The following is a 22,987-nucleotide window of genomic DNA, read 5'->3' on the forward strand; positions in this document are numbered from 1 at the left end:
AGCAATAATTAAGTTCTGATTAATATATTCATTAATTTAGTGCAGGATGGTAAATAAATTGCACCATAAAGGGGAGATGAACAAAAAAATGGTGCAATATTAAAAACCAAATTGTTAAGACTGAACAGATGCCATATGAAGAGATTTATCGCTAAAGGCGCTGTTTGCTAAAAGTGCAGTCTGCCAAAAGCATTTATTGCCAAAGACCTGCAAAACGGCTACGGTAATATCTCTAAGATAGTTACTATTTTGCGCGTTGAGCCAATGCGTGGCTGCCATGATGGATTTTACTGCTAAGGAATGATGTATGAACGCACAACTAACGGATTCGCCTGTCTCAACAGGTTGTGGTAGCGTATTACCGCCGCTTAATCAAATAACTAAATTTGCTATCCTTCCATTTGTACTTGGTAGTAGTGCCATTTTGGGATTGTCTTCGGCACAAGCGGCCACCAGTAGCGTCGAGCAAGTGACCATTTATCAGGGGCTGGCAAGCGTGACGCGCGCATTGCCTATTACAGGTAGCGGTGAGCAAATGGTGGTGTTTTCGTGCCTGTCACCTTATATGGATAAAGAAAGTCTAAGCGTACAAGCGACGAATAATGTCAACGTTGGGGAAGTCAGTATCGAAGAGCTGACAGGTGAGCAGGCAGCCCAATGCCAGTATCAAGGTGACGCCAAGGTACAGACGCAGCAAAATACCCTAGCCAATATCAATGCAGAATTGGAAGCAGCACAGTTAGCAAAGGCCTACTTGCAAAATCTGACCAAAGCCACGCAAGTCAATACAGATAGCACGATTGCCAATAATGCCCGCGATATAGAAACTCAAGCGACCAGTATTAACCAAAGGATTTTAGAGATTCAACAGCGACAAGCGCGTGCCCAAGACGCACTGAACCAACTGATGGCAGGCAGCGCGACATCGACCTTTAACAAGGTGACACAGGTAAGTGTACGTACGGCAAGCCGCTCGCCAAGTAGCGTTAAGTTGCATTATCAAGTGCAAGGTGCAGGTTGGGAGCCTGCGTATCAAGCGCGACTAAACACAAACAGTGAGCAGTTAAGTATCACAGCTTCTGCGATTATTGCTCAGCAAACTGGCGAGAACTGGACAAATGTACCACTGACACTCAGCACCGTGAACCCTAATCAAAGTACGACGGGGCAACTGCCGTATGTACAGCGTCTATCATTGTATGAAGAGAGCGAAGATGCCCGAGTAAGACGCGAGCTACCTATGATGGATGCGTCTCCTGTTATGATGGAAGAGCCTGCTTATAACAAGGGAGCAGGCGCACCGATGGCACCGCTACCGAATTTTACGGTCAGTAGCCAAAACAAAAATGGCATTATCGAGTATCGTTTACCGCAGTTGGTCAGTATTCCGAGTGATGGGAGACGGGTACGCACAGTGATTGGGGAGCAGGCAGGTAATAGTAAGCTCTGGACTCGTAGTACGCCAAGTGTTGAGACTGCCGCCTACTGGTATGCATCAGCGCCGTTTTTGACGCCGGACTGGGTCGATGGTTCGCTACAGTTGTACCGTGATGACAACTATGTAGGTCAGTCACGTTATAATTATCAAGTGCTAAAAGAACAGGGGATTGGATTTGGTCGTGATTCAAATATGCTCGTAAAAGAGCTGACCAATGAAGATAAGCAAGGTGAAAAAGGTGTGCTAAACCGTACGCAAACACTGACGACCACTAAGGCCTATCAGTTTACCAATCAGCACAATCGTAGCGTACGCTTGCAAGTACTGGGCAGTGAGCCTATCAGTCGTGACGATAGTTTAAAAGTTGCGGTGACTCATATGCCGCCTGTGACTGAGCGAGATTGGAATGACAATCAAGGCATGGTAGCGTGGGAGTTTGACTTACCAAGTAAGCAATCACAAGTAATACGTTCAACCTCCCAAATTAGTTATCCTGCCAATAAATTGCTAACTGGCAATTAATAAGTACTGCCTGTAAGTGCTACCTTATTAATAGGTAAAGTCTGAAATAATATCTTTGCCTCTATTAAGAATTACTCGCATAACGAAAATTATTATAAAAGGAAAGCTATGTGTATTGTCGCTATTGCTTGGCAATTATTTGATGAGTTACCGCTGGTACTACTGTCTAATCGTGACGAGTTTTTGCAGCGCCCAACTGAGCCGCTCCACCAGTGGTCTGATCAACCTATTTATGCTGGACGTGATAAGCAAAGCGGTGGTACGTGGTTAGGCATTCATCAGCAAGCGTCACCAGCGCAGAGTTCAGAGTATTATGAACAAAATGGGCGCTGGGCTGCGGTATTGAACTTTCGTGACGGTGTACAGGCAAGCAGTGATGAGCGCTCGCGGGGCGCGCTGGTTACCGAGTTTCTAACGGGGACTTTAAGTCCAATAGATTTTGCACGGCAGATTGATATGCAGGATTATGCGGGTTTTAATCTGATCATTGGTGACACTGCGCAAGCTGTGATCATTAATAATCGTGGTCATGCACCCACGCCACTATATTCAGGTCTGCATGTTATCTCTAATGGACAACCAGAGGACAGCTGGTTTAAGACAGAGCGGTTGCGCGGACGCCTACGTCAAGAAGTGCTGCCATTGATTGCGGAGGATAGCTCGCCTGCGTACTGGCAAGCGGCGGCTTTTAATGTTTTGTCAGATAGTACCAAAGCACCAGAAGATAAATTGCCTGTTACTGGCGTGGCATTTGAAGTGGAGCAAATGCTATCGTCTGTTTATATTGAACCCGTCGCTTTTGGCGATACTGAAACTAGCAAACCTACTTATGGTACCCGCACTCAAAGCATTTTAACGTTGCGCAAAGAGAGAGATACGGGAGCGAACTACACGGCTGACATTGTTAGCCGAGAGTTTGATAGTCACTAACAATGACTGTTAGTAGATAATAAAAAAACACCCACGGTAATTGCTAACATTCTAGCTACTATCGTGGGTGTTTTGCATTGTACTATTGAGTGACTCATTACATAAGCAGGTGATTATTTTGCTCAGGAATGATCAGCTCTTGCTTTAGAGGGAGTTCACGTACCAATTCTTGCAAGGCACGACGATAAACGCCTCGTTTAAAGTGAATCACTTGTCCGAGTGGATACCAGTAGCTGACCCATTGCCAATGGTCAAATTCAGGTTTCCCTTCATCAAAGCGGATATGTTGAGTATTTGGCTCATCTAAGCGTAGCAAAAACCATTTTTGTTTTTGCCCAATACATAAGGGATGCTGACCATGACGTACATAACGTTTTGGCAAACGATAGCGCAACCAGTCTTGCGTGACTGCCAATAAGTCTACGTGACGCGGATGTAAGCCGACCTCTTCCCAGAGCTCGCGATACATTGCATCCATCGGCGTCTCCCCGCGGTCGATACCACCCTGCGGAAATTGCCAAGCGTTGTGACCAATACGTTTTGCCCACAGAACCTGCCCTTGTGTATTTGCCAAGATGATGCCGACGTTGGCGCGAAAGCCGTCTGCATCTATCATGACTAAACCTTTTAATTTGTTTAAAAATAGCTTGTTTTGACTTGAAACCGTGACAGCAATCGTAATTATTATAAGGTGATTGTTGTCAATATCCGCTCAAAACAAGATTCATTACCGTTATTAAACCAAGAAACAAGCAAAATGTGTAACAGTATTTTGCTATAAAATGTTTCACGAGTTTTACCTTTTAAAATCAACCATTTATAAGCAAACTTTTGTAGGTTTTTATACAGTATTTTTTGGGCATGTGTCGAAGAGTAGTAATAGGCGTATGGACATACGATTATTTAGTAAACTGTCGAACTTCACTATTTCGATATGTATAAAGTGATAAAAGTACAGATTTCACTGGTGAGTTAGCAGCAAAACAATGAGCCTATAAAATCTTGCTTTGGCTTATGCTACACTAGCTGGGCAATATATCATTCACACAATAATAATAGGCAATACGCCATTTAAAATAAGGAACATCTGCAATGTCAGAATCAAAAGCAAGCGTCATATGGCAAGAGAACAAAGCCTTTATGGGTGTGTCACCATCAGGACATAATGTACAAATCGATGCTGATAAAGAGAAAGGCTCAAGCCCGATGGAGCTGATTTTGCTAGGACTAGGTGGTTGCGCCAGTTACGATGTCGTAGAGATTTTACAGAAATCACGCCAAGCAGTGACGGATGTACGTTGTGAGCTAACCGCCCAGCGTGCTGAAACTGTACCAGCGGTCTATACTGATATTCATATGCACTTCATTGTCACTGGTCAAGAGGTCAAAGAAAAACAAGTCGAAAAAGCCATCCAGTTATCAGCAGAAAAATACTGCTCTGCTAGCCGTATGTTAGTAGCAGGTGGGGTTAATATCACTCATGATTTCGAAGTGGTTGCAGGCTAGGGACTTATATAATGATAAGTGCATTCTTTGAGTTGGTAACTGATAAAGTGGCGTCTGCCATTTTGGCCATGGTGGTAGCAAGCCTACTGCCATGGGCGGTGTCAATCGTTGCAAAAGTATCTGGTGGCTTTAGAATCAGAAATAATGCACATCCTCGCGAATTTTTTCAAAATGCGACAGGCATGGCAGCACGTGCTAATGCAGCACAACAAAACAGTTATGAAACCTTGCCAGTGTTTTTGGCGGCGGTGATAGTTGCTATGCTGTTCTTTGTACCGCAGTCGATTATCAACGTATTGGCTTGGCTGTATGTGATGATACGAATTGGTTTTTGTGTGGCATATATTACTAACTTGGCAATGTTCCGCTCTATCCTCTGGGTATTATCAATGGCATGTTGTCTAATGCTATTTTATTTAGCGATACGAGTCAGCGTCTAGTAAAAATATCCGTAACTGCCAAAACGCTCAAATACAAGCAAGTGATTAATCTTGTACGCTTGCTTGTAGGGCGCTAATAATAACCGCTTTATTTTTCTCTCGTTTAATACCTTCCCATACTGTCTGCGCCTCAACGTAGCCTTTGGTAAGCATACCTAGCCATTGTTTATAACGACCGACTAACACCACATCATTCTTTGCTTCACCTTCCAAAAACTTAATCTGATGCGCGATTAAATCTTGCCATAATAATGTAGCCGTATTCTCTCCGCTGTCAGTACTTTTCTCAGTATCATTATCAACCTGTGCCACTAAATCAGGACGTGTTACTGCGCCGCGACCTAACATCAAATGCGGTGTACCTGCTTGCGTCATACAGTTCTGCGCATGCTCAAAGTTCCAAATTTCTCCATTGGCAATGACTGGAATATCGAGCGCATTAAAACTTTGAATTTTGTCCCAATAGGCGGGTGGCTTATAGCCTTGCGTTTTAGTGCGTGCATGAATGGTTAGCCAGTCAGCGCCACTGTCGTTAATTGCGCCTCGGATATCATCCATTCGGCTAGTGTCGGTATAGCCCAGACGAATCTTAGCTGATACTGGTATATGGGCGGGAACGGCTTGGCGTACGGCACTGATAATCTGATACATTGTTTCAGGTTCATCCAGCAGTACTGAACCACCGCGATGGCTATTTACTGTTTTTGCAGGACAGCCAAAGTTAATATCGATAGCAGGCGCACCAAGCTCACAAGCGTACGCGGCGTTTTCGGCCATAAGCTGTGCTTCGCTACCTAAAATCTGTACATGAATGGGCGTACCAGAGGCCGTTTTGGCATCATGATGTAGCTCAGGCACATATTTATAAAACACATGTGCAGGTAAGACGTGCTGAGTGATACGAATAAACTCACTGACCGACCAATCATAAGGACGACCCAAGTCAGACGCAATTTGGGTTAATATTTGGCGCATTAATGGATCGGTTAAGCCCTCCATAGGTGCGAGCAAACGCACGGGAGCTGCAAATGACTGATTAATAGTATTTTGACGCGTTTGAAGTTGCTGGCTATTATTCATGCTGGTGATTCACTGCTAGAGAGTCGTTATAAGAGAGATTAAATAAAACTTGAGACTGATAGAGGTAGAGAGTAATTAAGTATTGCCAAAAATCACTTTTTTGCCCGTCTGTAATCCTGATATCAAGTCTTTAATATTATGAATATCCAAATTGCTTTGCGCACGCGTACAGGCGACATAGAGCAAACGCAGCTCTTCTGGGCTTATTTTGACGGCGTTGGTGGTCACATCATAATAAAAGTCATCATCTAGTTGTACTTTCCCCCATTCAAGCCCTTTGGCCTTGTGAGCGGTAGAGATGACATAGTCAGCGTTTTCAATGCTAGTCAGACTATTGACCGCTTGACTCAAGACATTGGTACCGTGGTCATCGACCAGTTTGACCAGTGTTTTGAGATCGCTACCCTCATTGGTTTCGGCGTACTCTTGCACATCACCCCAGTTATAAAAATACGCCAGCTCAGGTACACCATAAGCTGATTTACCATTTTTTAAGTTTTCGGCTGCCTGACAGAATTTGAGCATACGATCGGTATCTGCCTGTAGCGCCACGCGATGGCCGTGCTTTAGTCCTGTCAACAGTTGCGACATGGCAGCAGCGTTGGTACGGCACAAAATAGCATCTTTCTTACTATGTACCATGCCCTTATCGGTAGAGGATTGTTTATTCGGATTGCCTTTTAGCGGTACGTCCTCTTGTAGTGCTTTTAACAGGGTATTGGCCACTTCTGCAATCGGCTCACCAAAGCGAAAAGATTGCGTCAATAATGTCTGCGGCAATGGCAGCTTTTTCATGGCATTGACCGCGCCGCGCCATTCATAAATCTGCTGATGCGCATCGCCCACATAGATGACTTGTCTCGACTGCTGAGTCAAGATACCCATCATCAATGGGTCCGCGTCTTGCGCCTCATCAAATAAGATAAAGTCCGCTGGAATACTGGGCTTAGATAGTGCCCAAAGCTTGAGATAAATATCATGGCCAATACCAGCAGGGTGACGCGCATCAATCGACTGTAACCAGCGCTGCTCAACAGCAGGGTAGAGCATCTCGCGCAGCTGCTCTGCATCTGAGTCATCGAGCCAGCTTGGGAACAGTATGTGCCTTGGCGCAGGGTAGCTGGCATGTGTGCTACAGAAATTACTTACCGCATCGCTGACGAACCGAGACAATCGCGCGGGTGTCAGTGTGATGTATTTATTAACCCCATCCATTTGCCGACGTACTTGTACAGGCTGTAGTCCCAAATCATCACCGAGGCGCTTGGGTGAAAAGCGCGGCAAAGATAGCTTGGCGGTAATATCACGAGCAACATGACGATAAGCTAGTGAATGAAAAGTACGGCATTCTACATGCGGCGGAAACTTTGAACGAGCATCATTGGCAATCGCTTTGTTAAAAGCCAGATATAGTCCGCGGCCACGTAAGCGCTCACCGATTAGCTTGAGCGTCGTTGTCTTACCGGCGCCCGCATAAGCGACCACTTTAAACGACTTATGATCCATCGCCATATTCAGCGCGCTCAGCTGCTCGTCAGTGGGATCGCTCATATAAGCTGGCATAGATGCGGACATAATAAAGCTACCTAAATACAAAAATTGATTAAAAATAAAAGGGGCAAAAAAAGCCACTGGGTAAACAATGGCTTATAGATGATGGTGATGCTAAAACGTGATAGTAAGCAGTCAGCTTACTAATGAGGCAAGAATAAAACGGTGTAATGATAGTTTAACGCATAGCTATATGTAATCAATAACTTTATTTGAGTCTGGATTAGACTGATAAGTGTTTTATTCTTTGTTTGTCGATACGAGAGTAGGACGGGGCTCTTCTTTGATTAGAATCTTCGCCAAAAACAAACCAAGCTCAAACAACAACCACATCGGAATCGCTAGCATGAGCATCGATACGCCATCTGGCGGCGTGACAACGGCAGCCACAGCAAAACAGCCCACAATGATATAACGACGTTTTTCTTCTAAGCTCTGAATGGAGACAATACCTGCCAATATCAATAGCAAAGTGACAACTGGAATCTCAAACGTTAAGCCAAATACCATAAATAATTTTAAGGCAAAACTGAGGTAGCTGTCGATATCCGTCATGGGTAGTACGTTTTGCGGGGCAAACATAATGAAGAACTTTAAGACCCCTTTGAGCACAATAAAGTAAGAAAAAGCCACACCAGCATAGAATAAAAATATAGAAGATAGCAGCACTGGAATAGCAATTTTCTTTTCTTTCTTATATAAACCGGGCGCTACAAATGACCAAATTTGATAAAGAATGTAGGGCATCGCCAAAAACGCAGCTACGAATACGGTCAAACGTATCGGCGCCATAAAGTTTGACGTGATATCGGTGGCAATCATAGTCGAGTTGGCAGGTAACTGCGCAACTAGTGGATCAGACAACAAGTTATATAGCTCGCGCGAATAACCGACCAAACCTAAAAATATTATCAATACCGCCACACATATCTTGATCAAATGCCGACGCAGCTCAATCAAGTGCTCGGTAATAGGCATATCAGCCAAAGGGCTTAAAGCATCCTCTGATTTTTTATCTTGAGTGGTATTGGTTTTTGTTCCAGTATCTTGATCAACGACATTTGGGTCAGTAATGGCAGAAACAGCGATTTTCTCTTGACGACTTTTTTTGCGTTTGAGTAGTTGCATCAGTCAGTCTCCTGCTTATGGTCAGAAGTCTGCATGTTGGCAGGACTGTTGAGTAGGGCGTCAGCTTTATAATTTGGCACATATGGCGGCATTGGGAGCCGACGTGCTTTGTCATAAGCGCCAAGTCGAAACCACATGTTTTCCCACGGTCGGGTAGTGATGGTCTGAACAACTGGCGCTGTCTTGGCATCATCGCCCACATTTACATCATCTACATTGTCACTGCTGTGACCTCGCTTCGATAATTGACCATTTTCTATTGTATCTGGCTGCTCGTCAGAGGCATAAGCATAGTCGAATGCTTTTGGTGTGGCTGGTTGCTGCTTTTGTGTGCGGCTATTTTTATGAGCTTCGTCAACCTTGCTGTTTTCAGCATTCGTAGATGCTTCAGAAGCTATCGAAGCAGGACTATGTGAGCTTTCAAAAGCTTTCATATTACCGCGCATCTCAGCCATCTCGCGCCTCATTTCGGCTTCGGTCTGGCGAATTTTGGCGAGCTCTTTTTGCATTTGCTGACGTGTCTCAGCCAAGTCAAGCTCAGCCTCTATTTCAGACTGCAAGGTTGAGACTGTACGGCGAATTTTGGCGTACCATTGCCCAGCCGTGCGCGCTGCCTGCGGCAGTTTTTCTGGGCCCAGTACGATTAGGGCGATAACGCCAAAGAGAAGTAGTTCAGAAAACCCGATATCAAACATAATGGTCCGATGTCACTGTTTAGATGCTATACGTTATGCTTATCATCAACCTTGGTGGTTGAGCGCTCTTCAGTGTGTGCCGTCGCATCGTGGTCAAGAACCGCGTGTTTTTTGGCATGCTCTGTATTTTCATCTTTAACAGCTTCTTTAAAACCTTTGACAGCACCGCCCAAATCTTTACCAGCATTTCTGAGTTTTGAGGTGCCAAACACGACAACGACAACGACCAATAGTATCAGCCAATGTGTAATAGAAAAACTACCCATAATGGTATCCTTGTGACTTGGTTTTGTGACTTGGTTTCGTGACTTAGTTTTCAGTCTTTATATGTCTGCTGTTAGTTTGCAAAAGGTCTATCTAGCAAACAAAAAGCATCAGCATATAATGCGAGATAAAACAGAGCTATATTATAACCTGCACTTATTACAAATAGGTGAAAGCAACAATAATCCAATAAAATAGACGTTTATTTTTTATTTAGGCTTATCTAGCGGCTTTTTCATCGATACCGGATAGCCCAAAACGTCTACCTAGCTCGTTTAACACGGCGTCCGACTCTATATCAAACCAGGCCAGTCCGACTAAGGTATGGAACCAAACATCGGCGACTTCATAGATTAGCTCATGACGAGCTTCATCGTAGCTGGCTTTGTCTGTACTCTCATCGCAGTTAGCAAAATCTTTGGCAGCGATGATACTTTCTGTACTCTCTTCACCGACTTTTTCTAATATTTTATTTAATCCTTTGGCATACAGACTGGCCACATAAGAGCTGTTGGCATCGGCTTGTTTGCGCTCTGCTAATACGCTATCGAGCTGCTGCAATACAGAGGCTTTATCGACTTGTGCTTGAGCAGTATCAGCTTGTGCTTGGATAGTATCAGAGTCAGTATTCGAACCAGTGTTTTCAATTTCATGAGTGTCGCTAGTAGAGTCATGAGAATGATAAATATCTGCAGGTTCTTTTAATACTTTATCGACAGTTTGCCATTCAGGCGTTTGACCTGATAAATCCAAACGCTGATAAAAGCACGACTCACGTCCTGTATGGCAAGCAATGCCGCCAGCCTGAGTGACACTAAGCACAATCACATCTGCATCACAGTCTAGACGAATATCATGCACGGTTTGCGTATGACCTGATGACTCACCTTTATGCCATAATTTGGCACGTGAGCGCGAAAAATAAACCGCTGTCTGTGTTTGTGCAGTGAGCTGTAGTGCTTCTGCATTCATCCACGCCATCATCAAAATACGACCTGTCTGATGATCTTGAGCAATTGCAGGAATCAAACCATCATCATTAAAAGTTACGGCAGTCAGCCAAGCAGGTAAAGTCATAATGTATTTGTCGTCTTATAGGTAGAAAGTGGAAAAGAGTGATAAGCAATTATACTACTTATGATTAAAGCGGGGAGATTATCTGAAATGCTCTGCAATATACTAACAGCTAGCAATATGATGTCAGCTAAATGCGCTATAGAGTGCAACTATGCTAAATGACAGCATACTATTGATAACAAGCGATTCTACAGTCTAAATAAATGCGGATACAGCGCTTCTTTGATCGTGTTATCAAGCTTAGTCACTTTATTGAGGTTAAAGTCGTAACCTCTAAAATGCTGGCGCGCTTTTGCTACTATCTCGCCCGTGTGCATCCGTGTGACTTTTAGGATTATATTACCGCCATTATCATATATTGGCTCAACACCAACTTCAAATAACAACTCTTCTCGTACGCGGATACGGCTAACAATATCTAGCTGCAATTTATCAATAATTAAGCCTTGATGGTCTGCGTTGATTTCTTTGACACCTTTAGCATATAAAAATCTTAGCCGTGCTTCGGACAATAGCGCTGTCAGAGATTCGACCGTCATGTGTTGTCCTGCGTCGGCTTCCGTATGACGCACACGCATCACTGTCTCAAAAACAAACAAGTCGTCGTCGAATACTAACTCTTGTTTTGACACACTATCTCCTAGAGTGATGGCCAAAGATTGTTCTACTTGTCGCGCTATATGTTGGCAGCATTGTTATCGTTATAGCTATACATTACAGCGTAAATATTCATAGTGAATAAGTGGGTTTTAATAGTGTTTATATGAAGATATAGCTCAGTCCCTACTTAAGCACAGCTTAGGCTGACATTCAATCTATTTGGATAAAAATCAGCCGTTTTATTGGTGCTTTTAGGAGAGCCGCTATCGCTTATTTGATGTCGGTGACTTGTCTTTATTGTCTACTAAAACCTCGCCAAAACTTTACTTGGCAAAACAAGGCACTATCTGCTAAAATAGCGCCTCCCACCTCGAGGCAAATAGAGGTTTAGTGGTTATTTATATAACGATTATTCAGTGTGACTATTTGACGACCAGGTTCTAAAACAGAAAAAGAGGCAAATCATCATGAAAGTTAAGATGAAAACCAGAAGCGGCGCAGCTAAACGCTTCAAAAAAACAGCGAATGGCTTCAAGCGTAAGCAAGCATTCAAAAGCCATATTTTGACCAAGAAATCAGCTAAGCGTATTCGCCAATTGCGTGGTCTTAAGTTGGTGCACAAGTCTGACGAAGCAGCAGTTCGTCGTATGTGCCCATACATTTAATAGCCTACCGTCATCTATCTTTGATTGAAAATATTTGACTTTGCAATCTGACAATGATGTTTGTTATTTAACGGCATCATCACTCGCTTAACAGTGATTAAAAAATCTTGGAGTAAATTATGGCCCGTGTAAAACGTGGTGTACAGGCAAATCGCCGTCACAAAAAAATCTTAAAGCGCGCAAAAGGCTACTACGGTGCCCGTTCACGTGTTTACCGCGTAGCGGTACAGGCAGTGACCAAAGCTGGTCAATATGCTTATCGTGACCGTCGCAACAAGAAACGTACTTTCCGTCGTCTTTGGATCGCACGTATCAATGCTGGTGCACGCTTAAACGGCTTAAGCTATAGCCGCTTCATCAATGGCATGAAAAAAGCAAACATCGCAATCGATCGTCGCGTTCTAGCAGACATCGCTATGCATGATGCAGCGACTTTCACAGCATTGGTCGAAAAAGCAAAAGCGGAATTGGCCTAAATATTAACCGTCCTTTAGGTATGATGCTTTTAAATAATTATTTATAAGCAATTGTCTAAATGGATAGGACTAATATTGATTAATAGTATGATATTAATAAAAGCTACCGCTGGTCGGTGGCTTTTTTTATATTAAATTATTTTAAGAGTGCTCTATATTGAACTTTGTCGAGCAAAAATATGCTTATCATCGTCTAAATATTCAAGCCATTCTTCTCACCAGCCTTTATATTAATCTTTTATATAAATATAACTGGATAAATGGTTTGCAATATTTGGTCAAATCCCTACAATTAATAGTCCGTTCAAATCAGGAATAATGCGTCTTATGACTAACCCTGCTGCCACCAACGACTTGTCGGCGCTACCGACCTTGTCTTCAGAGCTCAATGAGCTTACCGAAGCTCAGCTTACCGAATTTGCGAGTGCTGCTGAAGCCCTAATCCTACAAGTAACTGATGCGCGTACACTGCAAGATTTGCGTGTGCAATTGACTGGTAAAAAGAGTCCATTAACGGGCTGGTCAAAGCAGATGGGCAAGCTCGATGCTGATGATAAAAAAACTTATGGCGGCTGGTTGCATCAAGTGCGTAGTCGCATTCAGCAAGCACTGACAGATCAGCAGCAGCAACTAGAAGTCGCCGCACTCAATGCCAAGTTGGAGGCCGAGAGTATTGATATCACTTTGCCTGCTCGCGGTGGTCAAAAAGGTCATCTGCATCCAGTGACCATGATTACTCAGCGTATGCAGCAGTACTTTATTCAAGCGGGCTTCAATGTCGCAACCGGCCCTGAAGTCGAGAGCGACTACTATAATTTTGAAGCGTTGAATATCCCGTCGCACCATCCTGCGCGCGCGATGCATGATACCTTTTATTTTGATGCGCATTATCTATTGCGTACGCATACCAGTCCTGTCCAGATTCGTACCATGGAAAAAAATGAGCCGCCGATTCGCATCATTTGCCCAGGCCGTGTTTATCGTAACGACTCAGACCAAACTCATTCGCCGATGTTCCATCAGCTAGAAGGCCTTATGGTCACCGAGTCGAGCACTTTTGCTGAGCTAAAAGGTTTAATCAGTGAGTTTCTAGAAGCGTTTTTTGCCAAAGAGCTGACCGTCCGTTTCCGTCCGTCGTTTTTCCCATTCACTGAGCCGTCTGCAGAAGTGGATATCTTAGATGACAATGGCAAGTGGCTTGAAGTGATGGGCTGCGGCATGGTGCATCCACAAGTATTGACCAATTGCGGTATTGATAGCGATAAATACACTGGCTTTGCTTTTGGTATGGGTATCGAGCGCTTTGCAATGCTTTATTACGGTATTGATGACTTGCGCTTATTTTTCCAAAATGACGTGCGCTTCTTAAAGCAATTTGGCTAGAGTTTTCTTTATACCTATATAGTTAGTTCAAGATAATTTAGATCCAAGGAGGGTGAGTGAAAGTGCTACAAATCGTAGACTGAGCGAGCCTGACGTTGTATCTAATTTATATAGGATTGACTATAGCAAGTGAATTCGCCAAGCTTTACTCCAACATCTTTATTATAAAATTCTGATCCGAGATATTTATGAAAATTAGCGAACAGTGGCTACGTCAGTGGGTAAACCCTACAAATACTAGCGAACAGTTAGCCGAACAGTTGACTATGGCAGGTCTTGAAATTGATGATCGCTATGCAGTTGCCCGTGCTTTTAGCGGTGTGGTAGTCGGTGAAGTCATCAGCGTTGAGCAGCATCCTGATGCAGATAAATTACGTGTCACTCAAGTAAATATCGGTGATGCTGAGCCGCTACAAATTGTCTGCGGCGCGCCTAATGTGACCGTCGGTATGAAAGCACCGGTTGCTACTGTTGGTGCAATATTACCAAGCGATGACGCTAGTAATGGTAAAGCGGGCTTTAAAATCAAAAAGAGTAAGCTACGCGGTGTGGCTTCAAATGGCATGCTATGTGGCGCCTCTGAAATTGATTTAGTCGATGATATAGATGGCTTGCTTGAGCTGCCTGAGGATGCACCAGTTGGTACCGATATTCGTGAATATCTAGGTCTAGATAATCAAGTATTGGATATCTCAATCACCCCAAACCGTGGTGATTGCTTTAGCGTACGTGGTATCGCTCGTGAAATATCAGTTATCAACGACTTACCTGTACAAATGCCAGAAATCTCGGCCAATACAGCTGGCACTGCCGCAACACCAGCTGTGACAGTCGATGCAAAGGAAGCGTGTCCTCGCTATCTTTTGCAATCAATTAGCAATATTGACCGTAGCATCGATACTCCGAAATGGATGCAAGATGCGCTAGTACAGTCGGGCCTACGTTCACACAATTTCTTGGTAGATGTGACCAACTATGTATTGATGGAATTGGGTCAACCGTTACATGCGTTTGACGCAGATACAATCGAAGGTGATATCGTTGTACGTTTGGCGCAACCTGATGAAACCATTACTTTGCTGAATGAGCAAACCGTTACCTTGACCGGTGATGAGCTTGTGATTGCTGATGACAAAGGTGCCTTGGCGCTAGCTGGTATCATGGGTGGTCAGCGTAGCAGTGTCACCGATAGTACGACCAATATCGTTGTAGAAAGTGCTTTCTTTAATCAGTTAGCTATCGCTGCGCGCGCACGCCGTTTTGGGCTGCATACGGACGCATCACAGCGTTTTGAGCGTGGCGTCGACTTTGAATTGCCAGCATTGGCGTTGGCACGAGCTTGTGATTTAATCACCAGTATTACTGGCGGGGAAGCAGGACAAATAGTCACGGCCGAAAATCTTGAGCATTTGCCAGCACGCGCACCGATTACACTGCCAATCGCGAAAGTTAGCGATGTCATTGGGATTGATATTGAGCCATCTGAGATGGTACGTATCTTGACCCAATTGGGTTTTGACGTAGAGCAGCAGAGTGATGCATTAGTTTGCAAGCCGCCATCTTATCGTTTTGATATGAGTATTAAAGAAGACTTAATCGAAGAAATTGCTCGTATCTATGGCTATGACAATATTCCAAGCGTCCTGCCACATTTGCAAGTCAGCATGGATTATGATGATACTGCAGATTTGACGCATGAGATGAAGCTATCATTAGTCGACAACGGCTATATGGAAGCGATCAGCTTTAGCTTTAGTGATGCAAAACTAGAAGCATTGCTTGACGACGAAGCGCTAGGGGAAGTGTTGGCACTGGCAAACCCTATCTCTAGTGATTTGGCGGTTATGCGTCGTACTTTGCTATCGAGCCTACTGCCTTGCGTGCAATATAACTTGAATCGTCAACAGCCACGTGTACGTTTCTTTGAGACGGGTCTTAGCTTTGTTGGACAAAGCATTAGTGACTTAGTTCAAACGCCAAGTATTGCTTTAGTCGCAGTTGGTGATATATGGAGCGAGCAAGCTTATCAAAACCGTGCGTTAGATTTTTATGACCTAAAGCATGACATTGAGCAGCTATTACCAGCACAAATCGATAGCGCACGTATCCGCTATGAGCGTAGTACGCTGAGTTTCCTGCATCCAGGACAAAGCGCTGAGTTATACATCGATGATATATACGTTGGTTGGTTGGGTCAGTTGCACCCAAATACTGCTAAGCAGTTAGATCTGCCGACTACATGGGTCGCTCAATTGTCACTGGCACCGCTATTGACGATTGCACGTGAGCAGCATGCTATCACGACACCAAGCAAGTTCCCGCAAGTACGCCGCGATATTGCTATCTTGGTAGACAGTGACATCAGTTTGCAGACACTAGAGACAACAGTACGAGCTGCGGCAGGTAATATGCTGACTGATCTTTGGTTATTTGATGTTTATCAAGGTGACAAAGTACCAGCAGGCCAGCGCTCACTAGCGTTTGCACTGATATGGCAAGATAGTACGCAAACGTTGTCTGACGAAGCCGTCAAGACTGCCACAGATAAAGTGGTACAAGCGCTAACTGAACAGCATTCTGTACAGCTGCGCGACAGCTAACATTTAGTAAGTATTATACCCAATGCTCTGTAGTCTTTTTACCATGAGGCTACGGAGCATTGCTATTCATAGAATAAGTTAAGTGGTTATTAATAAAGGATTTTAATGAAGACTTTGTTAAAAAATAGTCAAAAAACCTTTATAATAGCTAGCCTTAACCCTCATACCGCTAAACCATGATATTCGACATCACGACATAGCATAGGAGTCGTACTGTGAGCACCTTAACCAAATCTGACATGATTGAGCATTTGATGAGTCACCTAAACCTAACACGCCAAGAAGGTCGCTGTCTGGTGGAGAACTTTTTTGATGAGCTGTCAGAGAGTTTGATTGATGGCAAAGAGGTCAAGCTTTCAGGCTTTGGCAACTTTGAGCTTAAAGATAAGAACAGCCGTCCAGGCCGTAACCCGAAAACAGGGGAGCCTGTTGCAGTATCCGCACGCCGTGTGGTTACTTTCAAAACAGGGCAAAAATTTCGTCAGAAGGTTGACGAGCGTTTGTTTGATAGCTAATACCTAGTTTGGCACTGCGCTGAACGATAGTGTGTCTGTTTCATCGTGAGTTTATAAGGATGCTAGTGCGTATTTGCACTTAGTTATTTTTGCGTACATCTAGGTATTTCGATATTGCAGCACGCATCGCATATTAGGGTTATCTATAAAGTAGAAACCTACTAAAATCATAAATAATAGACATAAAAAAAGAGAGCATAGGCTCTCTTTTTTTTACTACAGTTTATCTATTGTATGAACAATAAATTACTGAGCTTCTTCAACTACTACTTCGTCAGAAGCTTCAACAGCAGCAGTATCAGTTTCGCTAGCTACGTCTACGCTAGTGGTGTCGCCGTCTACAGGAACTTCAGCGTCCATTTCGTCAGTAGCAGTTGCTTCTTGAGCATCAGCGATGTCAGCTTCAGCGCCAGCAACAGCAGCGTCAGCATCAGCAGTCATTTCGCCTTCAGCAGCAGCTTCGTTTAGCTCTTCAGAAGCGTCTTGCACTTCTTCTTGCGCGTCAGATAAATCTTCAGCAGCGTTTTCTTTGCTGCTATCACAGGCAGTAAGGCCCATAGTTGCAGTCATGATACCAGCTAGAGCAAGTAATTTAAGTTTCATATGGTTTTCTCCGGAAAAATGAAATGAGCAGTAGCAGCAACAAAGGTCGAAATCCGAGATTTCTCAGAATTCAACTAGTCTTAGTCACAGCTACTCAGCTTCCACGCATTCTATAGGTTTTCTAAGTAAATAGAAATAGCCTGTACAATTAAGTAACAATAAAATTTAAAATAATATTTTACTTTCTCTATCCGATATACTTTTTAATACAAGAAACCAGATTAATCGACGTATAATCAATGACATCAGAGGGATTGAGACCTTTTTTAGTTCTCATTTTTTGTCTCGAATTGTCGATATTATCCCCGTTCTTATGGGTAAGAGTTGAATTAAATAGTCTGATTATCGTCCTATATTACATAAATCATAGTTAAGTTAGCAATTTTATAGGTTTCTACTTGCTTTTAGGATAGTAGACTAGGTCATAGCGTAAATTGACTGGCTAAATGATATAGAACATAAGTAATAATTAATAAAAGTAGTGGCTAATAGAGATAGTGGTTAATAGAAATAGTGAATCAATCTATATTTGAGGAATAGAAATATGAAATGGCAAGGTAGACGAGGTAGCTCAAATGTGCGCTCTAGCACAGGTGGCGGTAGGATGATTGGCGGCGGTATTGGGGGTATTATTATCGCTGGTATCTTGTGGTTGGTATTTGGGGTAAACCCAATGACTGCATTACAGACAGGTCAAGCGGTAACAGGCGGTAGTAGTGAATCATCTACCGAGCTTGCAACCAGCACAGACCGAGACACGCAGTTTGTAAAAGTTGTATTGGCAGATACAGAAGAAGTCTGGCATCAAATCTTTAATGAAGCTGGTAGCACTTATCAAGAGCCGTCATTGATTTTGTTTAATGGTCAGGTCAGCTCGGCATGTGGTAGTGCTAGCTCTGCAACAGGTCCATTTTATTGTCCAGGGGATCAGACTGTTTATTTGGATACATCATTCTTCATAGAGATGCGTCAGAATCTTGGTATTTCAGGCGATCAGCAAGGCTCTGGTGGTGAAGAGAACCAAGGCAAGGCTGGCGATTTCGCACAGGCCTACGTGATAGCGCATGAGGTAGGTCATCATGTTCAGACGCTATTGGGCATTAGCCAACAGGTCAATGAAGCTCGTCAGCAAGTGACTCAAGCACAGTCCAATAAGCTATCAGTATTGCAAGAGTTGCAAGCGGATTGTTTTGCTGGTGTATGGGCACAGCGCAATCAAGAGCGTGTACAGTTTTTAGAGGCTGGTGATATTGACGAAGCGGTAAATGCTGCTGGTCAAATCGGTGATGATCGTCTGGCAAAAGCGAGTGGTGGTGCAGTAGTGCCTGATAACTTTACTCATGGTACCAGTCAACAACGTGTCGAATGGTTCACCCGTGGTCTAGAAAGCGGTAATGTACAATCTTGTGATACGTTCAGCGGTGCACTTTAATGGACATATATATTAATAATCGTGTATTTAACTAACGATGTTTTTTAAGACTGATGTTTTTTAAGACTGATGTTTTTTATTATAAGTCTAGTGCATGGATTTATAGTAAAAATTAAGACATAAAAAAGCCTGCAACGAGTCGCAGGCTTTTTTATCATCTTTTATCTGATATCACTCAACCAATTGTCAAATAATATCAGCGTAGAAAGATTTAGTTGTTGTCAAGAACATAACCACCAGCACCGCCAATCGCTGCACCAGCCAATGCGCCACGAGCGATATCTTTGCTGTCGCCTTTGCTTTTAATAAGAGCACCAGCTGCTGCGCCAGCGGTAGCACCTTTAGCTGTGTTGCTCATACCGCTATAAGAGTTACAACCAGTCATGATTAGGGCTGAGCTAGTAATGGCAGTCATTGCGATCGTTTTAGCAAATTTCATATTATCACCTATTAAGTCATCAAGTTTAAAATACAATACCTTCAAAATACTGTGTCCATGATATTTTCAAGTATATTCCTACTGTCTGTCATAATAGTCGGTTACTAATAATATAGTCGTAGTAAAAACGCTAAACTTTGCAAATGAGATGTAAGCGATGTTGCCGTACTGTATCATCAGCAACGCCTGTGAACGACAGTGCAGATTACGTCCTAATGGGTTTAACTATTAATACTTCGATACTGCTATAAAAAAGACTACCTATAGGTAGTCTTAATATTGAATCAAAGCTGAATATCTCTAGCAAACTAACTAAGAATTAGTTTTGTGATTTACGCTTCATTTGCTCAAAGAATTCATCGTTGGTCTTCGCTTCTTTTAGGCGATCCAATAAGAACTCAGTAGCTTGTACGCCATCCATCGGTTGAAGTAGTTTACGTAAAATCCATACTTTACGCAGCTTATCTTCGTCCAATAGACGCTCTTCGCGGCGTGTACCAGATTTTTTGATATTAATCGCAGGGAATACACGTTTTTCAGCCAAGTCACGCTCAAGCGTAATCTCTTGGTTACCCGTTCCCTTAAATTCTTCAAAAATGACGCTATCCATCTTACTACCAGTATCAATCAATGCACTGGCAATAATAGTTAAGCTACCACCTTCTTCCACGTTACGCGCAGCACCAAAGAAGCGTTTTGGACGTTCTAGAGCATTGGCATCTAGACCACCCGTCAATACTTTGCCTGATGATGGGATAACCGTATTATAAGCACGTGCTAGACGCGTAATCGAATCAAGTAAAATCACCACGTCTTGCTTATGCTCGACCAAACGTTTGGCCTTTTCGATGACCATTTCAGCAACTTGTACGTGACGCTGTGGCGGCTCATCAAAAGTAGAAGCAACCACTTCACCGCGTACTGTACGTACCATCTCGGTGACTTCTTCTGGACGCTCATCAATCAATAGTACGATCAAATAGCATTCAGGATTATTACGAGTAATTGATTGTGCGATGGTTTGTAGCAACATCGTTTTACCCGCTTTTGGCGGTGCGACGATGATAGAACGCTGACCTTTACCAATCGGAGCGATTAGATCGATGATACGACCAGTCAAATCTTCAGTGGTTCCGTTACCAAGCTCAAGCTTTAAATGCTCAGTTGGGAATAGGGGCGTTAGGTTCTCAAAGATAAGCTTATGACGTGAGCGATCTGGCGTATCAAAGTTGATCTCGCCAACTTTTAATAATGCAAAATAACGCTCAGAATCTTTTGGTGGACGAATCGTACCAGCGATACTGTCACCAGTTTTTAGACTGAAACGGCGAATCTGGCTTGGGCTGACATAAATATCATCAGGACCGGCTAAATATGAGCCTTCTGATGAGCGCAAAAATCCAAAACCATCAGGAAGAACCTCAAGTACGCCGTCACCATAAATGGCTTCACCGTTACGCGCATGGGTTTTTAGAATAGCAAAGATAATGTCCTGTTTACGGCTACGCGCCATATTATCAAGACCCATTTCTTTGGCGATAGCCAATAGCTCAGCGATTGATTTTTTCTTTAATTCAGTAAGATTCATAGATAGGTCATTAGCAATTGATCAGATGAGAGATGCCATTAGCAGCACAAGTCACGACAGTGATTAAAATAACGGTAATATGATGATATGGGTGTGTGCACAGCGCTGTAGTTTATGTAGTTTTGGTTTTATATGTCTGCTTATGTACGCATTGCCATCATTGGATGCAAGGTAATAAGAAATAAGGATAAAAAAGGCTACATAAGAGTCTGCGTCAAAAACTCAATATCAGTAATTGCGTTTAGTCATTTTGTTCAGCAATGGTGTTTATAATGACGATTGTGTTTTTGTTGATAAACACGAGGAGAATAGCGACAAGATACTTAGGAAAACAGTTGGTTTTCTCTTGTCAGCAGACTATACGGTCTTCACAATAGCGTTGTCAATAAATTTTGCCAAAAAAGTCACATTATCGAGTTTTTTGCACAAAAAACAAGCAAAAAAGCCACTATCTTGGTTAGATAATGGCTTTCTCGGTTATTCTATTTTACCCGCTCAAAGTAATCTAGAGCGAGTAAATTTAACTTATAAATGCTTGTCTAGTACTTTAGCCAATTCAGCTTTTGGCTGTAGGCCCATTACTGAATCAACTTTTTCGCCATCTTTGAATACAAATAGCGTTGGGATATTACGAATACCGAAACGGCTAGCCGCTTGTGGGTTGTTGTCTACGTCTACTTTGACGATTTTAACTTTACCTTGGTACTCAGTCGCTAGATCTTCTAAAATAGGGGCAATGGCTTTACAAGGACCACACCATGGTGCCCAGAAATCTACTAGTACAGGTACGTCTGATTGTAGAACATCTTGATCAAAGTCTGTGTCGGTAGTATGTACAATAAGGTCTGACATAATTTTATCTCTCTTGTTTTATTACTTCTATCACCACTCATCAACCTATATATTGGTTTAATAATAAATCAGTTGGTGGTCAAAGAATTGTTTAGAAGGGGTGAAAATGTGCCATTATATTAACATGTTTGCCCTAATTTGACAGATACAGGCTGGTTAAATTGTTTAACAACTAGTATTAGCACAATAAATCGAAACGGTGCAGCACAAGAGTGTCTAATCTGTTATTTAATACGATTATCCTTATTAAAGTATGTATCTCAATGCGATAGAAGTCGTATTTTATACCTCGTTTATATAGTAGTTAGTTATTAGTAGCTAGTGATATTAATAATTTTAAAAGTCAGTCAAAGTTTTGCCCTTTTATCCGAATAACCGTTGTTCCTAAAATGGCTGTCGTGCCAAATATAGCTATCGTGTCTAAAAGACTAGCCACCAAAAATCCTTATCTTAAAACCAATTTACATAAGTAGTTAAATTTATGCCTTTTACCGATGAAGAAGTTAATGCCCTCAATGCCCAAGAAAGCGCTTATCCGCTTGAGTTTTTTAAAAATTTTGCGCAAGAAATTACGGTTTACGAAGACGATGACATTTGGGTGGTTGATAAACCTGCAGGCCTATTGAGCGTCGATGGCAAGACACTCAAAGTCAGTCTGCTTGCTCGTCTTGAGCGTGCCAATCCAGCCGTCAAGTTGATTCACCGCTTAGATATGGACACGTCGGGACTGCTTATTTTTGCAAAAAATGCAGCAGCGCAAACTAATATCAGTAAGCAATTCATCGAGCGTTTACCGCAAAAAAAATACCAAGCGCGTGTCTTTGGTGAATGGGAGCAAGTCGGCGCAACTGGTGAGATATCAGTGCCGGTGCGCTATGAGCCAAGTACCAAACCGCGCCATATCGTCGATCACGACTGGTCAAAGCATGCGCTGACGCTATACGAAGTTGTGGCTCACGAAACCTGTAATGGCGAGGTAGTTACTCGGGTCATGCTAAAGCCAGTCACAGGCCGCAGTCATCAGCTACGCGTACATATGGTGCATGTCGATCATGTGATGATTGGCGATCCGATTTATGCTGAAGGTGCGGCATTAGAGATAGCACCAAGGTTGAACTTACATGCACAGCAATTGCGGTTAAAGCATCCAGTACTGGGTGCTTGGATGGACTGGGAGAGTCCCTGCCCATTTTAAAGCGTTAG

The 22,987-nt window shown here is 43.0% G+C and carries 23 protein-coding genes; 11 read left to right on the forward strand and 12 right to left on the reverse strand.

The genetic code is table 11. The features are described from left to right. Positions 1-307: 307 nt before the first annotated feature. Together Q0788_RS10135 and Q0788_RS10140 are read left to right on the forward strand one after the other, a co-directional pair. Complete coding sequence (locus Q0788_RS10135) at positions 308-1,960, forward strand: DUF4139 domain-containing protein (protein ID WP_298810292.1); 1,653 nt, start codon at positions 308-310, stop codon at positions 1,958-1,960. A gap of 108 nt (positions 1,961-2,068) precedes the next feature. After that, positions 2,069-2,890: an NRDE family protein gene (locus Q0788_RS10140; RefSeq protein ID WP_298810295.1), complete on the forward strand. Its 822-nt coding sequence runs from the start codon at positions 2,069-2,071 to the stop codon at positions 2,888-2,890. A 97-nt stretch (positions 2,891-2,987) separates the two neighbouring features. Here the strand turns inward: Q0788_RS10140 and Q0788_RS10145 are convergent, their stop codons facing one another. Next, on the reverse strand, positions 2,988-3,506 hold the full coding sequence (locus Q0788_RS10145; RefSeq protein WP_057761956.1) for an RNA pyrophosphohydrolase: 519 nt from the start codon (positions 3,504-3,506) through the stop codon (positions 2,988-2,990). A gap of 476 nt (positions 3,507-3,982) precedes the next feature. On the opposite strand from Q0788_RS10145, the gene Q0788_RS10150 reads away from it, so the two are divergent. Both Q0788_RS10150 and Q0788_RS10155 read left to right on the forward strand, forming a co-directional pair. Further along, the gene (locus Q0788_RS10150) at positions 3,983-4,396 is read left to right on the forward strand and encodes an OsmC family protein (protein ID WP_201549050.1); all 414 of its coding nucleotides are present in this window, start codon (positions 3,983-3,985) and stop codon (positions 4,394-4,396) included. Between the two features lie 14 nt (positions 4,397-4,410). Further along, positions 4,411-4,836, forward strand: coding sequence for an MAPEG family protein (locus tag Q0788_RS10155; RefSeq protein WP_201608040.1), 426 nt, complete (start codon positions 4,411-4,413; stop codon positions 4,834-4,836). A 45-nt stretch (positions 4,837-4,881) separates the two neighbouring features. Here the strand turns inward: Q0788_RS10155 and Q0788_RS10160 are convergent, their stop codons facing one another. From Q0788_RS10160 to Q0788_RS10190, 7 genes are all read right to left on the reverse strand, one after another. Next, positions 4,882-5,916: a tRNA-dihydrouridine synthase gene (locus tag Q0788_RS10160; protein ID WP_298810298.1), complete on the reverse strand. Its 1,035-nt coding sequence runs from the start codon at positions 5,914-5,916 to the stop codon at positions 4,882-4,884. Between the two features lie 75 nt (positions 5,917-5,991). Next, the gene (locus tag Q0788_RS10165; protein ID WP_057761950.1) at positions 5,992-7,491 is read right to left on the reverse strand and encodes a UvrD-helicase domain-containing protein; all 1,500 of its coding nucleotides are present in this window, start codon (positions 7,489-7,491) and stop codon (positions 5,992-5,994) included. Positions 7,492-7,707: 216 nt separating this feature from the next. Then, complete coding sequence (gene tatC / locus Q0788_RS10170; RefSeq protein WP_298810302.1) at positions 7,708-8,595, reverse strand: twin-arginine translocase subunit TatC; 888 nt, start codon at positions 8,593-8,595, stop codon at positions 7,708-7,710. Further along, entirely contained in the window at positions 8,595-9,290 is a 696-nt protein-coding gene (tatB, locus tag Q0788_RS10175) for a Sec-independent protein translocase protein TatB (protein ID WP_298810303.1), read from the reverse strand. The genes tatC and tatB overlap by 1 nt, the downstream gene beginning before the upstream one ends. Before the next feature lie 26 nt (positions 9,291-9,316). Further along, positions 9,317-9,556, reverse strand: a complete 240-nt coding sequence (tatA, locus tag Q0788_RS10180; RefSeq protein ID WP_057761945.1) for a Sec-independent protein translocase subunit TatA — start codon at positions 9,554-9,556, stop codon at positions 9,317-9,319. A 217-nt stretch (positions 9,557-9,773) separates the two neighbouring features. Further along, positions 9,774-10,631 (reverse strand): phosphoribosyl-AMP cyclohydrolase, encoded by an 858-nt coding sequence (gene hisI, locus Q0788_RS10185; protein ID WP_298810305.1) that lies wholly within the window; start codon positions 10,629-10,631, stop codon positions 9,774-9,776. Positions 10,632-10,819: 188 nt separating this feature from the next. Further along, the gene (locus Q0788_RS10190) at positions 10,820-11,263 is read right to left on the reverse strand and encodes a thioesterase family protein (RefSeq protein WP_102093896.1); all 444 of its coding nucleotides are present in this window, start codon (positions 11,261-11,263) and stop codon (positions 10,820-10,822) included. A 435-nt stretch (positions 11,264-11,698) separates the two neighbouring features. On the opposite strand from Q0788_RS10190, the gene rpmI reads away from it, so the two are divergent. The 5 genes from rpmI (at position 11,699) to Q0788_RS10215 (ending at position 16,870) form a co-directional block, all read left to right on the forward strand. Further along, positions 11,699-11,896, forward strand: coding sequence for a 50S ribosomal protein L35 (gene rpmI / locus Q0788_RS10195; RefSeq protein WP_057761939.1), 198 nt, complete (start codon positions 11,699-11,701; stop codon positions 11,894-11,896). Between the two features lie 119 nt (positions 11,897-12,015). Beyond that, positions 12,016-12,372 carry a 50S ribosomal protein L20 gene (gene rplT, locus Q0788_RS10200; protein WP_011281252.1) on the forward strand — a complete coding sequence of 119 codons (357 nt, stop codon included), beginning with the start codon at positions 12,016-12,018 and terminating at the stop codon, positions 12,370-12,372. A 327-nt stretch (positions 12,373-12,699) separates the two neighbouring features. Next, the gene (gene pheS, locus Q0788_RS10205; RefSeq protein WP_298810308.1) at positions 12,700-13,755 is read left to right on the forward strand and encodes a phenylalanine--tRNA ligase subunit alpha; all 1,056 of its coding nucleotides are present in this window, start codon (positions 12,700-12,702) and stop codon (positions 13,753-13,755) included. 188 nt (positions 13,756-13,943) lie between these two features. Further along, entirely contained in the window at positions 13,944-16,355 is a 2,412-nt protein-coding gene (gene pheT, locus Q0788_RS10210) for a phenylalanine--tRNA ligase subunit beta (RefSeq protein ID WP_298810310.1), read from the forward strand. Positions 16,356-16,570: 215 nt separating this feature from the next. Then, a complete protein-coding gene (locus tag Q0788_RS10215; RefSeq protein ID WP_057761935.1) occupies positions 16,571-16,870 on the forward strand; it encodes an integration host factor subunit alpha in 300 nt (99 codons plus the stop codon). Between the two features lie 246 nt (positions 16,871-17,116). Here Q0788_RS10215 and Q0788_RS10220 read toward each other — a convergent pair whose 3' ends face one another. Further along, entirely contained in the window at positions 17,117-17,473 is a 357-nt protein-coding gene (locus Q0788_RS10220) for a hypothetical protein (RefSeq protein WP_165598186.1), read from the reverse strand. A 544-nt stretch (positions 17,474-18,017) separates the two neighbouring features. Between Q0788_RS10220 and Q0788_RS10225 the strand changes: the two genes are divergently transcribed. After that, complete coding sequence (locus Q0788_RS10225; RefSeq protein WP_298810314.1) at positions 18,018-18,905, forward strand: neutral zinc metallopeptidase; 888 nt, start codon at positions 18,018-18,020, stop codon at positions 18,903-18,905. Between the two features lie 211 nt (positions 18,906-19,116). On the opposite strand, the gene Q0788_RS10230 is transcribed toward Q0788_RS10225, so the two are convergent. The 3 genes from Q0788_RS10230 to trxA all read right to left on the reverse strand — a co-directional run bounded on the left by Q0788_RS10230 (position 19,117) and on the right by trxA (position 21,784). Beyond that, a complete protein-coding gene (locus Q0788_RS10230; protein ID WP_057761930.1) occupies positions 19,117-19,344 on the reverse strand; it encodes a hypothetical protein in 228 nt (75 codons plus the stop codon). A gap of 319 nt (positions 19,345-19,663) precedes the next feature. Next, the gene (rho, locus tag Q0788_RS10235; protein WP_055125334.1) at positions 19,664-20,932 is read right to left on the reverse strand and encodes a transcription termination factor Rho; all 1,269 of its coding nucleotides are present in this window, start codon (positions 20,930-20,932) and stop codon (positions 19,664-19,666) included. Positions 20,933-21,457: 525 nt separating this feature from the next. Next, a complete protein-coding gene (gene trxA, locus Q0788_RS10240; protein ID WP_057761928.1) occupies positions 21,458-21,784 on the reverse strand; it encodes a thioredoxin in 327 nt (108 codons plus the stop codon). Positions 21,785-22,265: 481 nt separating this feature from the next. Between trxA and Q0788_RS10245 the strand changes: the two genes are divergently transcribed. After that, a complete protein-coding gene (locus tag Q0788_RS10245; protein WP_298810318.1) occupies positions 22,266-22,979 on the forward strand; it encodes an RluA family pseudouridine synthase in 714 nt (237 codons plus the stop codon). Positions 22,980-22,987: the final 8 nt, after the last annotated feature.

Source organism: uncultured Psychrobacter sp., from assembly GCF_947500265.1.
Lineage (GTDB): Bacteria > Pseudomonadota > Gammaproteobacteria > Pseudomonadales > Moraxellaceae > Psychrobacter.

What these genes read in the sequence shown, in the direction of transcription:
- Q0788_RS10145 (WP_057761956.1), bottom strand. Translation starts at nt 3,506, where the DNA reads ATGATAGATGCAGACGGCTTTCGCGCCAACGTCGGCATCATCTTGGCA.
- pheS (WP_298810308.1), top strand. Translation starts at nt 12,700, where the DNA reads ATGACTAACCCTGCTGCCACCAACGACTTGTCGGCGCTACCGACCTTG.
- Q0788_RS10160 (WP_298810298.1), bottom strand. Translation starts at nt 5,916, where the DNA reads ATGAATAATAGCCAGCAACTTCAAACGCGTCAAAATACTATTAATCAG.
- tatA (WP_057761945.1), bottom strand. Translation starts at nt 9,556, where the DNA reads ATGGGTAGTTTTTCTATTACACATTGGCTGATACTATTGGTCGTTGTC.
- Q0788_RS10230 (WP_057761930.1), bottom strand. Translation starts at nt 19,344, where the DNA reads ATGAAATTTGCTAAAACGATCGCAATGACTGCCATTACTAGCTCAGCC.
- Q0788_RS10150 (WP_201549050.1), top strand. Translation starts at nt 3,983, where the DNA reads ATGTCAGAATCAAAAGCAAGCGTCATATGGCAAGAGAACAAAGCCTTT.
- hisI (WP_298810305.1), bottom strand. Translation starts at nt 10,631, where the DNA reads ATGACTTTACCTGCTTGGCTGACTGCCGTAACTTTTAATGATGATGGT.
- Q0788_RS10220 (WP_165598186.1), bottom strand. Translation starts at nt 17,473, where the DNA reads ATGAAACTTAAATTACTTGCTCTAGCTGGTATCATGACTGCAACTATG.
- pheT (WP_298810310.1), top strand. Translation starts at nt 13,944, where the DNA reads ATGAAAATTAGCGAACAGTGGCTACGTCAGTGGGTAAACCCTACAAAT.
- rplT (WP_011281252.1), top strand. Translation starts at nt 12,016, where the DNA reads ATGGCCCGTGTAAAACGTGGTGTACAGGCAAATCGCCGTCACAAAAAA.
- Q0788_RS10140 (WP_298810295.1), top strand. Translation starts at nt 2,069, where the DNA reads ATGTGTATTGTCGCTATTGCTTGGCAATTATTTGATGAGTTACCGCTG.
- Q0788_RS10225 (WP_298810314.1), top strand. Translation starts at nt 18,018, where the DNA reads ATGAAATGGCAAGGTAGACGAGGTAGCTCAAATGTGCGCTCTAGCACA.
- tatC (WP_298810302.1), bottom strand. Translation starts at nt 8,595, where the DNA reads ATGCAACTACTCAAACGCAAAAAAAGTCGTCAAGAGAAAATCGCTGTT.
- Q0788_RS10165 (WP_057761950.1), bottom strand. Translation starts at nt 7,491, where the DNA reads ATGTCCGCATCTATGCCAGCTTATATGAGCGATCCCACTGACGAGCAG.
- rpmI (WP_057761939.1), top strand. Translation starts at nt 11,699, where the DNA reads ATGAAAGTTAAGATGAAAACCAGAAGCGGCGCAGCTAAACGCTTCAAA.
- trxA (WP_057761928.1), bottom strand. Translation starts at nt 21,784, where the DNA reads ATGTCAGACCTTATTGTACATACTACCGACACAGACTTTGATCAAGAT.
- rho (WP_055125334.1), bottom strand. Translation starts at nt 20,932, where the DNA reads ATGAATCTTACTGAATTAAAGAAAAAATCAATCGCTGAGCTATTGGCT.
- Q0788_RS10135 (WP_298810292.1), top strand. Translation starts at nt 308, where the DNA reads ATGAACGCACAACTAACGGATTCGCCTGTCTCAACAGGTTGTGGTAGC.
- Q0788_RS10245 (WP_298810318.1), top strand. Translation starts at nt 22,266, where the DNA reads ATGCCTTTTACCGATGAAGAAGTTAATGCCCTCAATGCCCAAGAAAGC.
- tatB (WP_298810303.1), bottom strand. Translation starts at nt 9,290, where the DNA reads ATGTTTGATATCGGGTTTTCTGAACTACTTCTCTTTGGCGTTATCGCC.